The following is an 11,648-nucleotide window of genomic DNA, read 5'->3' as shown; positions in this document are numbered from 1 at the left end:
GTTCTAAAAAGGGGGAAACCCTGAAAAGATTTAAAGAGGAAATGCTGTGGTATTTAGCAGCGCAGAATATCGATTTTGAGCATAATTTTACTTTTTGCAAGACTTTTAATTAGTAAAAGAGACTTGAGCTGACTATTCTAATGTGAAATCGAACATTGAATCTTCGAAACGAGCCACTTGCACTGTAGTTTAGAACATTCATCTGAGTAAACGGGACATTGGAAATCGAAAATGGATCACTCGTTCTAATTATCTAATACAATTCTTTTTTTCATTTTATAAATATAATAAAGTGAAGGTTAAAAAATAATTAAGTTTTTTTAGAAAAAAACTATTGCAAACAACTCATACTTATATTAGAATAAAGAAGTCGAGAAGAGAGAAAACGACACAAAGTGAGCTTTAAAAAGATTTTTAAAAAGCTTGCAATGACATAGAAGATATGTTAGAATAATATCATAGAAGAAATGGTCCGGTAGTTCAGCTGGTTAGAATGCCTGCCTGTCACGCAGGAGGTCGCGGGTTCGAGTCCCGTCCGGACCGCCATTTATATTTATGTAAACACAGCAGATGGTGCTGTGTTATTTTTTTTGTTTAAAAACGAATACATTCACTTTGAAGAAATATAGAATTTTCGATAGAATAGATAGATAAGTATGTTGTGAGAGGACGAAATACATGACAATTGAAATACCGATTCAATCACTTGAAGAAACGCAGCAATTAGCAGAAAAAATAGCGACACGATTACAGCCTCAAGATGTTTTAACGCTTGAAGGAGATCTAGGGGCTGGAAAAACAACTTTTACACAATTTTTGGCTAAAGGATTAGGTGTGAAACGCCACGTTAATAGTCCGACATTTACAATTATGAAGCAATATGAAGGACGTATCCCTTTCAACCATTTAGATGTATATCGCTTAGCAGATAGCGATGAAGACTTAGGTTGGGATGAGATTTTTTATGGTGATGCGGCGACAGTTGTAGAATGGGCACAATTAATCGAGCCAGACTTACCAGCAGAGCGTTTAGACATTACGATTAAGCGAATCGATGAGAATCAACGTTTATTTATATTAACGCCAATTGGCGAGCGTTATACGCTATTATGTAAGGAGATTATGAGATGATCTGGTTAGGAATTGATACAGCAAATACACCGCTTGCGATTGCACTTGTAAAAGACGGTCAAGTAATTGCGGAAGAAGTCGCAAATATAAAATTGAATCATTCTGGTGGTGCGATGCCAGCAATTGATCGTTTATTTGCACATACAAAAATGAAACCTGCTGATTTAGATGCCATTGCAGTGAGTGAGGGGCCAGGCTCTTATACAGGTGTACGAATTGGCGTTACGATTGCCAAAACATTGGCGTGGACATTAAATATCCCAATCGTAGGTGTATCGAGTTTAAAGATATTGGCTGCAAATGTACCATACTTCCCGCATGTGATTTGCTCGCTTGTAGATGCTAGAAGACAAAATGTGTATGCAGGTGCATATAGTAGTAAGGATTCATTGGAAGTTATTATTGAAGATGGACATTATGAATTAGAACAATTATTAAATCAATTAGACGCATTAAATCAGCCCATCTTATTTGTTGGTCATGATGTTGAAGTCTTTTATGAAAAAATAGCTGAACGCTTAGGAGAACGTGCTTTACGTGCACCATATCCGTTTAATTTACCGAGTGCTAGTCAATTAATCTATTTAGCAGAACAACAGCCATTACCAGCTGCTGAAACTGTACATGCATTTGTACCAACATATAAACGAATTGCAGAAGCTGAAGCTAACTGGATTAAAGAACAGAAGGCCAAACAGCATGATTAAATATCGTTTAATGACCGTAGAAGATGTACCGGCTGTTCATCATATTGAACAAATTGCATTTCCGACTCCGTGGACATTAGATTCATTTTATTATGAGATGGAGAAGAATCCACAAGCACATTATTTTGTTGCTGTAAATGAGGAAGAAAAGGTTATTGGTTTTTGTGGCATGTGGGTCGTATTAGATGAGAGCCAGATTACAAATGTCGCTGTATTACCAGAAGGACGAGGAAAAGGCATTGGGGAAGCATTGATGCGTGAAGCCATTGCCTATGCAAAATCTTTAAATGTTGTTGTCATGAGTTTAGAAGTACGTGTGACAAACGAAGTCGCGCAAAATTTATATCGTAAATTAGGTTTTCAAGAAGGTGGTATTCGTAAAGGATACTATACAGATAATCAAGAGGATGCTCTTGTCATGTGGGTGAATTTATAATGGAAAAAGATCTTTATGTATTAGGTATTGAAAGTAGTTGTGATGAAACAGCCGCAGCCATTATTAAGAACGGAACAGAGATTGTTTCGAATGTTGTGGCATCTCAAATTGAAAGTCATAAACGTTTTGGCGGTGTCGTACCAGAGATTGCTTCACGTCATCACGTCGAAAATGTGACGCTCGTTATTGAAGAAGCTTTAACTAAAGCGGGTGTACAGCCATCAGACTTAGATGCAGTATGTGTAACAGAAGGTCCAGGACTTGTAGGCGCATTACTAATTGGCATTAATGCAGCGAAAGCCTTTGCATTTGCACATCAGTTGCCATTAATCGGTACGCATCATATCGCAGGTCACATCTATGCGAACCATCTTGTACAGCCGATGGAGTTCCCATTGCTTGCTTTAGTTGTATCAGGTGGTCATACGGAGCTTGTATTGATGAAAGAACATGGCTCATTCGAATTAATCGGTGAAACACGTGATGATGCAGCAGGTGAAGCATATGATAAGGTAGCGCGTGTATTGAATATTTCATATCCAGGTGGACCGAAAATTGATCAGATGGCGCATGAAAGTGACGGCGCAGTCAACTTCCCGCGTGTCTGGTTAGAAGCAGACTCATATGATTTTAGTTTTAGTGGTTTAAAATCAGCAGTGATTAATTATCAACACAATGCAATTCAGCGTGGTGAAGAAGTTAATCGATATCATGTAGCGAAAGGCTTCCAAGATAGTGTTGTAGAGGTATTAACAGCTAAAACGTTGCGTGCTGCAAAAGAATATCAAGTAAAACAAGTCATTGCAGCAGGTGGTGTTGCAGCGAATAAAGGATTACGTGCTTCTTTAGAAAAAGTATTTAAAGAAGAAGGAATTCCATTCTATGTACCGCCATTACCATTATGTACAGATAACGCCGCAATGATTGCAGCAGCGGGTACAGAAATGTTTAAAATGGGTGTCCGTAGTGACTGGAGTCTAAATGGCCGTCCAGGTATGGAATTAGTATCGTGGAATCGTAAATAATGATGAAATAGTAGCGGTTTTCTCATGAGAAATGGGAAAATCGCTTTTTTAATGGTGTGTAAATGTGAGAAGAAGAATTTGTAAATTGCTTGAGTTTTACACAGTTATTTGTGGATAAATTCAGAAAATTCTGTGGGTAGTGTGGACAAGTTCTGTGGATTCAGATTATATAAGCATCTTACCTGTGCATAACTTTGTGGAGATTTTTACAAGTTATACACAATTTCAGTGGATAGATGGAAATTGTAGGTAGTATGTAGTTGCTTTGTTAGAAAAGCAATTAGTGCAAAAATCTAGATTCGTCACAAGATATTATTGTAATAAAAAATAAAGAAGGTATCAAGTTTCCATTTGGAAAAGACACCTTCTTTTTTATATTTATAATTGCTCTAATTCTTCTTGTAAAGCGAGCCACTGTAACTCGTGTTCTTCATGTTTCACTTTTTCTTCATCTAATTGTGTTTGAATGATTAATGCTTTTTCATGATTTGAAAATACATCGGGATCACATAGCTCTTCTTCTAGTTTTGCAATGGCTATTTCAAGGTCGCTCATAATCTGTTCAATATCTTCAATTTGACGTTGAATTTTACGTTCTTTTTTCTTCGTTTCTTTGTCGATGGCTTGATTCGATGTAGGTATTTCTTTTTGAACGATTGGCTTTGTTTTTACAAGAGCAGCTTCTTTTTCAGCTGCGATTTCAGCTAGCTCTTCTTTTTTCTCTACATAGTAATCATAATCACCTAAGTATTCAAAAGAACCTTCATTCGATAACTCGACAACTTTTGTTGCAATGCGATTGATGAAGTAACGGTCATGTGATACGAAGATGAGCGTACCCGGGAAATCAATTAGTGCATTTTCCAATACTTCTTTACTATCTAAATCAAGATGGTTGGTCGGCTCATCTAAAATCAGTACATTATTTTTCTCAAGCATGAGTTTTGCGAGCGTTAAACGTGCTTTTTCGCCACCTGATAAATCGTGTACAATTTTATTTACGTCTTCTCCTGAAAAAAGGAAACGTCCAAGAACAGTACGAACATCTTTTTCATTCATTAGTGGCCATTCATCCCAAATCTCACGTAGTACTGTACGATTCGTAGAGAGTTTTGCTAAATCCTGATCGTAATAGCCTAGTTGTACATTCGTACCATAACGAATATCACCGGATAGAGCAGGTAAATCTTTTATAATCGTTTTTAATAACGTAGATTTTCCGACACCGTTTGGACCAACAAGGGCGATACGGTCTTTTCGATAGGCACGCATGTTAATATGTTCAGAAACTGGCGTTTGTCCATAACCGATTGTAAGATCATCAACGGATAACACATCATTACCACTTTGCTTTTCGATATCGAATGTAAAAGTAGCTGATTTTTCATCGCCATCAGGAGAATCCATCCACTCGGTTTTCTCTAAAACTTTACGACGAGATTGTGCCATCTTCGTAGTTGATGCACGCGCTAAGTTCTTTTGAACAAATGTTTCGAGTTTTGACTTTTCGTCCATTTGTTTTTCATAGAGTTTCAGGTCACGTTCATAGTTCTTTGCTTTTTGATCTAAGTAACTTGAATAGTTACCTGTGAACTTTGTGACATGATGACGAGAAACTTCATAAACAATAGACACAACTTGGTCCAAGAAATAGCGGTCATGTGATACGATAAGGATAGCGCCGTCATAGTTTTTTAGATAATTTTCAAGCCAGTTTAATGTTTCGATATCCAGGTGGTTGGTCGGCTCATCCAGAATAAGTAATTCGGGCTTTGTTAAAAGTAATTTTGCTAGAGCCAGTCTTGTACGTTGACCACCAGATAATGAAGATATAGACTGTTCATAGGAATCAGGATAAAACTGCATACCATGTAGAACAGAGCGTGTATCCGCTTCATATTGGAAGCCGCCACGTTCTTTAAATTCATGTTGTAGCTGGTCATATTCAGCTGTGATTTTTTGATAACGTTCTGCATTTTCATAAATCGTAGGTTCAGCCATCTGCAACTCAAGTGAACGAATTTGTTGTTCGAGTTGTTTTAATGGTTCAAATACGGTCATCATCTCATCCCAAATGGATAAATCAGATTCTAGACCAGCATGTTGGTCTAAGTAGCCAAGTTTAATTCCTTTTGGCATAATAATCTCGCCAGAGTCATAGGAGAGTTGACCTGCTATAATTTTTAAAAGAGTAGATTTACCTGCGCCGTTTCGGCCAACAAGTGCGACGCGATCCCGATGTTGAACTTCGAGTTTAACGCCACTTAAAATTTCATCTGCAATATATGATTTATATAATTGATTGACTTGTAATACAATCATTTTCGACACCTCAGTTCAATCTTAAGTGTAACGAAATGCTGTCATTGGTGCAATAGTCATCTATCTAAATCGTATAACCAGATTCGTAGGAGGAAACATGTTTGAAAGAGAATTATAGGATACCGCAGGCCACAACGAAAAGACTTCCGCTGTATTATCGCTTCATCCAAAATTTTGCGGATGCAGGAAAGAATAGAATTTCATCAAAAGAGTTAAGTGAGGCCATGCAAATTGATTCAGCGACGATTCGTCGTGACTTTTCATATTTCGGACCACTTGGTAAAAAAGGCTACGGATATGATGTACAAAAATTACTTGTGTTCTTTAGAGGCGTCCTTGATCAAGATCAACGTATGAATGTAGCAGTAATCGGTATTGGTAACTTAGGTCATGCCTTACTGAAGTATAATTTTCAAAAGAACCATAATATGAAAATTGTTGTAGCATTCGATACAAATTATCCAATGGAAGGGCAGCTTGTAAATGGTGTTCCTGTTTTCCATCCAGATGTGATGGAAGAGAAGTTTGAAGAATTCAAAGCAGAACTACCTATTTTAACTGTACCAGCACGTTCAGCACAGTTTATGACAGATCGATTAATTCAGATGGGTGCGAAAGGTGTGTTGAATTTTACACCGGTTCGTCTGCAAGTACCTGAGACATTCCGCGTTCATACAATTGATTTATCGATTGAATTGCAAACGCTTAGTTATTTTATTCGAAATGTGGAAGAATAGTCTTAAATATTCAGTTTTGTAGACCGAAAGAATAATATACAAATGACGAAGTGTGGAGTAGAATGTAGTTATCAAATTGAGGAGGTGTGTGTAATGGTAGGTCCAGCTAGTATTGCGATTATTGCAGGTGTTGCTGTCATTATTTTTGGTCCCAAAAAACTTCCTGAACTAGGAAGAGCGATGGGTTCTACACTCCGTGAGTTTAAATCTGCAACAAAAGGTTTAACAGACGAAGATTTTGAAAGTACAAAACAAAAAACAGTTGAAACAAACAGCGCAAATGAAGTAAAAGCTGTCGAAAAAATCGAAGAGACGAAGTAGGGTGTTCATCTGATGGAACAAGAAGAACTAACAGTCGTTGAACATATAGAGGAACTTCGAAAGAGGCTATTAATTGTTGCAGGATTCTTTGTTTTAGCGATTATTGGAAGTTTCTTTTTAGCACAACCACTCATACAATTTTTACAACATACTGAAGAAGCAAAATCGCTTCAATTGCATGCTTTTCGTGTTACCGATCCAGTGAAGGTTTACATACAAGTTATCTTTATTTTATCGCTTGTTATGACATCACCGATTATTCTATTTCAGTTATGGGGTTTTGTGAGCCCAGGACTTTATGAAAAAGAACGCAAAGTGACATTACGCTATATTCCATATGCATTCCTATTGTTCATTGTAGGGATTGTATTTTCGTATTTAGTGTTACGTCCGTATTTGTTGAAATGGATGATGGGTTTAGCAGGAGAAATGGATGTTGAACAGACCATTGGAATCTATGAATACTTCCAATTTTTAATGCAAATTACATTACCATTTGGATTGATTTTTCAGTTGCCAATCATTATGTTATTTTTGACGCGTCTCGGAATTATTACGCCAATGGGCATGTCAAAAGTAAGGAAGTACGCATACTTTGCACTACTCTGTGTAGCAGCAGTCATCGCACCTCCAGATATCGTGTCACACATGATTGTCACATTACCACTATGTATTTTATACGAAATCAGTATCATGATTTCGCGTATAGGTTATAGAAGTTATTTGAAAGCAGAGCAGCAGCGAGAAATGGAGCTAGCTGCATAATATAAAAGAAAAACTGGAATCGTAATGTTGTGCGATTCCAGTTTTTTGTTGCGAACACTAAAAAAAAGAGACTCTTTTTATTGCATGGATTTTAGTGTTTCGAGGTATTTTTCTATTTTGTCTAAATTGAGATTCATGATAATAACAAAACCATTCAACATCGTATGTGCAATAATCGTGGTGAGCAGTCGCTTTGTTTTGTTATAGAGAAAAGCAGTGATAAACCCAACAGTTGCGTAAATGATGATATGAGAAAAATCCATATGCACGATTGCAAATACAATGGCGCTGACACTCGCTGCGATGAAAAAGTTCGTTGTTTGGTTTAACGATGCGAAAATGACGCGACGGAATACGACTTCTTCAAGGAATGGTCCGAAAAATACAATACTGATGATGGCAATAGGGGCTGCTTTAGCCATTGCAGAAAGTTGTGCTGTATTTTCAGAACCAGGTGTAATGCCAAGTGATGTTTCGATTAAACCAGCAAGAGACTGGCCAATTAAAATCATGAAGAATCCTAAAACGCCCCATCCAATCGCCCCCATAGTAGAAAAACGCTTACCACCAACAAAAGCATTTTTGAAAAAGTTTTTGTCACGTAAGATGAAGAAAATCGTTACAAGTGTACCGAGAAAGAACGTAAAGAAGATGGTCCAACTGCGTGCTTGTGCGGATAGTTCATCATTGGTGATACTTGGTTCCAACCATTGAATAATAGAAGCAATCGGCTTTAAAAAGATGATAGGTGATAGTTGCATGAGTATATATGTAATTAATATATAGAGCGGTGTTTTTTTAGTTTTCATAAGCAAATCCTTTCCGGAAATATTCGTATCTCTATTCTACCAATAAGTTGAAGTAAAAAGAAAATGTAAATCAGTCATTTTTTTATAAAAAAATAAATGTTATGACTTGCAAAAAAAATCGAGAGTGCTTATTATTAAGAATGTAAGTTAGCACTCGTTATATAAGAGTGCTAACAAAAAAATATTGATGCATAGAAATTAGGAGGTTATTAGAACATGTTAAAGCCATTAGGTGACCGTATTATTATTGAGGTAGTAGAGGTAGAAGAAAAAACAGCATTCGGTATCGTACTACCCGACTCTGCAAAAGAAAAACCACAACAAGGTAAAGTTGTTGCAGTGGGTTCTGGAATCGTAACAAATAGTGGTACAGTGGTTCCGTTAAGCGTAAAAGCAGGCGACCAAGTAATTTATGCTCAATACGCAGGTACGGAAGTAAAATATGAAGGTAAAGACTATTTAATACTACGCGAGAGCGACGTTTTAGCAATTGTAGAGTAATCTAATATATACAAATAAACGAATGGATTGATTTTCTAGGAGGGAATTATACAATGGCAAAAGAAATTAAATTTAGCGAAGATGCACGTAGTTTAATGTTAGCAGGTGTGGATAAATTAGCGAATACAGTAAAAGTAACATTAGGACCAAAAGGACGTAATGTTGTATTACAAAAAGCATTCGGTGCACCACTTATTACAAATGACGGTGTCACAATTGCAAAAGAAATTGAACTAGAAGATCCATATGAAAACATGGGCGCAAAATTAGTTTCTGAAGTAGCTTCAAAAACAAATGAAATCGCTGGTGACGGTACAACAACTGCAACAGTACTCGCACAATCAATGATTACAGAAGGTTTAAAAAACGTAACAGCTGGTGCAAACCCTGTCGGTATCCGTAAAGGGATTGACTTAGCAGTTGAAGCAGCAATTAAAGAATTAAAAAACATTTCAAAACCAGTTGAAAACAAAGAAGCAATTGCACAAGTAGCTTCGATCTCAGCTGCAGATGATGAAGTAGGTTCATTAATCGCAGAAGCAATGGAACGTGTAGGTAATGATGGTGTTATTACATTAGAAGAATCAAAAGGTTTCAATACAGAATTAGAAGTTGTAGAAGGTATGCAATTCGACCGCGGTTACTTATCACACTACATGGTAACAGATACAGATAAAATGGAAGCAGTATTAGACAATCCATATATCTTAATTACAGATAAAAAAATCTCAAACATTCAAGAAATCTTACCTGTACTTGAACAAGTAGTACAACAAGGTCGTCCAATGTTAATTATTGCAGAAGATGTTGAAGGTGAGGCACTTGCGACACTCGTATTAAATAAATTACGTGGTACATTTAACGTAGTGGCTGTCAAAGCACCAGGCTTCGGTGATCGTCGTAAAGCGATGTTAGAAGATATTGCGATTCTAACAGGTGCACAAGTGATCACAGAAGAAATCGGTTTAGATTTAAAAGAAACAACTGTAGACCAACTTGGACGCACAGCAAAAGTAGTTGTAACAAAAGACAACACAACAATTGTTGAAGGTGCTGGTCAACAAGAAGCAATCGAATATCGAATTGCCAACATTCGTAACCAATACGAAGATGCAACGTCTGAATTCGATAAAGAAAAATTACAAGAACGTTTAGCAAAATTAGCTGGCGGTGTTGCCGTAATTCGTGTCGGTGCAGCAACTGAAATCGAACTAAAAGAACGCAAACTACGTATTGAAGATGCTCTTAACTCTACACGCGCAGCAGTAGAAGAGGGTATTGTAGCTGGTGGTGGTGTTGCATTAGTAAGTATCCATGCAGCAGTAGAAGCTGTAGCGAATAGTACAGAAGGCGACGTAGCAACAGGCGCACGCATCGTATTACGTGCATTAGAAGAACCAGTACGTCAAATTGCAAATAATGCAGGTTTAGAAGGCTCTGTCATCGTAGATCGTCTAAAACGTGAAGAAGTTGGAACAGGCTTCAACGCAGCGAACGGTGAATGGGTGAACATGATTGAAGCAGGTATCGTAGACCCAGCAAAAGTTACACGTTCAGCACTTCAAAATGCTGCATCTGTAGCTTCACTATTCCTAACAACAGAAGCAGTAGTAGCAGACCTTCCAGATAACTCATCAGCACCAGCAATGCCAGATATGGGTGGCATGCCAGGAATGATGTAATCGAAATTTAATCGATTACTACACAAATAAAAGGAATCGCCTAAATATGTGCGATTCCTTTTTTTGTATTTGAAAACAATTAAAGTCTTTTTAACTATTAATACTTTTTAAAGTAGTTAATTAGACCAGTTGAAATACCTTGTGCCATTGCTTTACGATAACTATCTGTATTAATCTTTTTTAGTTCAGATTTTCGGTTCATATAACCGTATTCTAACAGTGTACCGATGTATGGGTTTTCGCGTAGAACGTGTAAGTTTTGATAGCGATATTCTTCTGCAGGTACGTCTGAAACAGCTGAAACTGGTCGATCTAATGCGTTAAATAAGTATTTCGTAAATGTCTTTTCAGCTTTTTTTGTATAAAGAGCTAGATAGCCTTCCTCACTTTTTTTGTTATATACATTGTGATGAACACTAATAAAGGCATCTGGTTTAGCAGATTTTGAAATTTGTACGCGTTTTTCGAGTGATAATGTTTTATCCGTTGTGCGTGTCATAATGACTTTCGCACCATCTTTTTTAAGTTGTTGTTGCAAAGTTTTAGCAGCTTTTAAGTTTAAATCTTTTTCAGCAATATCATAATAATAAGCACCTTTTTGCGCGCCACCATGTCCTGCATCTACGACGAATGTTCGACCACTTAATGGACCAAAAATCGTGCCTTCTGGATATGCGTTCTCTTTGGAAGTAGAAATAATACCGTACTTATGTGAGACATAACCTGTTTTCTCTTTTGCGTACTCGATTTTAAACCAACCGTTTTTAGCCTGGGCTTTAATTTTAAATTGATCGCCAAAGCGAACAGTAGCCAATTTTTTTGACGTAACACTACTTGTCTTTCTAACGTTAAGTGTAGCGGCAGTGATGGAGTAGTACTTGCCAACCTTTGTGCTACTAGTAGAGAGTATAATTTTTGTTAAGTATTTGGAAGATACATAACCAGTTGTCTTACCTACTTTTACTTTCGACCATGTACCTTTTTTTGCAGTTTGTGTGACAACTGTATTTTTTTTTAGTCTTTTTATAACCTTATATTTTGTACTAGGACCTATACGAAGATTTAATGAATTTGTATTTGCGACTTTTAGTTGGATAGATGTTGCTGAAGCTTGTTCAGTAGGTAAGAAGAACATCGTAAAAACTAAACAAATACTGAGCAAGAATGACATGATGTTTTTCTTTTTAAATTGCATAATTTCCCTCCTATTTC

12 protein-coding genes and 1 tRNA gene are annotated in these 11,648 nt (G+C 36.9%); 10 read left to right on the top strand and 3 right to left on the bottom strand.

Going from position 1 to position 11,648, the window contains the following annotated elements; genetic code table 11:
• The first annotated feature begins 469 nt into the window (after nucleotides 1-469).
• From KGI01_RS07005 to tsaD, 5 genes are all read left to right on the top strand, one after another.
• Nucleotides 470-546 (top strand) — tRNA-Asp (locus tag KGI01_RS07005).
• Between the two features lie 132 nt (nucleotides 547-678).
• Nucleotides 679-1,131: a tRNA (adenosine(37)-N6)-threonylcarbamoyltransferase complex ATPase subunit type 1 TsaE gene (gene tsaE, locus KGI01_RS07000; protein WP_141274101.1), complete on the top strand. Its 453-nt coding sequence runs from the start codon at nucleotides 679-681 to the stop codon at nucleotides 1,129-1,131.
• On the top strand, nucleotides 1,128-1,838 hold the full coding sequence (tsaB, locus tag KGI01_RS06995) for a tRNA (adenosine(37)-N6)-threonylcarbamoyltransferase complex dimerization subunit type 1 TsaB (protein WP_141274100.1): 711 nt from the start codon (nucleotides 1,128-1,130) through the stop codon (nucleotides 1,836-1,838). Before tsaE ends, tsaB begins: the two co-directional genes overlap by 4 nt.
• A complete protein-coding gene (gene rimI, locus KGI01_RS06990) occupies nucleotides 1,831-2,274 on the top strand; it encodes a ribosomal protein S18-alanine N-acetyltransferase (protein ID WP_068450623.1) in 444 nt (147 codons plus the stop codon). Before tsaB ends, rimI begins: the two co-directional genes overlap by 8 nt.
• Entirely contained in the window at nucleotides 2,274-3,299 is a 1,026-nt protein-coding gene (gene tsaD, locus KGI01_RS06985) for a tRNA (adenosine(37)-N6)-threonylcarbamoyltransferase complex transferase subunit TsaD (RefSeq protein WP_141274099.1), read from the top strand. The genes rimI and tsaD overlap by 1 nt, the downstream gene beginning before the upstream one ends.
• A 378-nt stretch (nucleotides 3,300-3,677) precedes the next feature.
• On the opposite strand, the gene KGI01_RS06980 is transcribed toward tsaD, so the two are convergent.
• Complete coding sequence (locus tag KGI01_RS06980; RefSeq protein ID WP_141274098.1) at nucleotides 3,678-5,621, bottom strand: ABC-F family ATP-binding cassette domain-containing protein; 1,944 nt, start codon at nucleotides 5,619-5,621, stop codon at nucleotides 3,678-3,680.
• 101 nt (nucleotides 5,622-5,722) lie between these two features.
• Between KGI01_RS06980 and KGI01_RS06975 the strand changes: the two genes are divergently transcribed.
• From KGI01_RS06975 to tatC, 3 genes are all read left to right on the top strand, one after another.
• The gene (locus tag KGI01_RS06975; protein ID WP_068450630.1) at nucleotides 5,723-6,358 is read left to right on the top strand and encodes a redox-sensing transcriptional repressor Rex; all 636 of its coding nucleotides are present in this window, start codon (nucleotides 5,723-5,725) and stop codon (nucleotides 6,356-6,358) included.
• Between the two features lie 93 nt (nucleotides 6,359-6,451).
• Entirely contained in the window at nucleotides 6,452-6,679 is a 228-nt protein-coding gene (locus tag KGI01_RS06970; RefSeq protein ID WP_068450632.1) for a twin-arginine translocase TatA/TatE family subunit, read from the top strand.
• Nucleotides 6,680-6,691: 12 nt separating this feature from the next.
• The gene (gene tatC, locus KGI01_RS06965) at nucleotides 6,692-7,444 is read left to right on the top strand and encodes a twin-arginine translocase subunit TatC (protein ID WP_141274097.1); all 753 of its coding nucleotides are present in this window, start codon (nucleotides 6,692-6,694) and stop codon (nucleotides 7,442-7,444) included.
• A gap of 77 nt (nucleotides 7,445-7,521) precedes the next feature.
• Here tatC and KGI01_RS06960 read toward each other — a convergent pair whose 3' ends face one another.
• The gene (locus KGI01_RS06960; protein ID WP_141274096.1) at nucleotides 7,522-8,253 is read right to left on the bottom strand and encodes a CPBP family intramembrane glutamic endopeptidase; all 732 of its coding nucleotides are present in this window, start codon (nucleotides 8,251-8,253) and stop codon (nucleotides 7,522-7,524) included.
• A gap of 216 nt (nucleotides 8,254-8,469) precedes the next feature.
• On the opposite strand from KGI01_RS06960, the gene groES reads away from it, so the two are divergent.
• Together groES and groL are read left to right on the top strand one after the other, a co-directional pair.
• Nucleotides 8,470-8,754 carry a co-chaperone GroES gene (groES, locus tag KGI01_RS06955; RefSeq protein ID WP_068450638.1) on the top strand — a complete coding sequence of 95 codons (285 nt, stop codon included), beginning with the start codon at nucleotides 8,470-8,472 and terminating at the stop codon, nucleotides 8,752-8,754.
• A 53-nt stretch (nucleotides 8,755-8,807) separates the two neighbouring features.
• Nucleotides 8,808-10,436, top strand: a complete 1,629-nt coding sequence (gene groL, locus KGI01_RS06950) for a chaperonin GroEL (protein ID WP_141274095.1) — start codon at nucleotides 8,808-8,810, stop codon at nucleotides 10,434-10,436.
• Nucleotides 10,437-10,533: 97 nt separating this feature from the next.
• Here groL and KGI01_RS06945 read toward each other — a convergent pair whose 3' ends face one another.
• A complete protein-coding gene (locus KGI01_RS06945; protein WP_141274094.1) occupies nucleotides 10,534-11,631 on the bottom strand; it encodes an N-acetylmuramoyl-L-alanine amidase family protein in 1,098 nt (365 codons plus the stop codon).
• Nucleotides 11,632-11,648: the final 17 nt, after the last annotated feature.

The organism is Kurthia gibsonii, from assembly GCF_006539985.1.
Classification (GTDB): domain Bacteria; phylum Bacillota; class Bacilli; order Bacillales_A; family Planococcaceae; genus Kurthia; species Kurthia gibsonii.
Note: the sequence above shows the minus strand (reverse complement) of the source record. Positions and strands in the feature narration are given on the sequence as shown.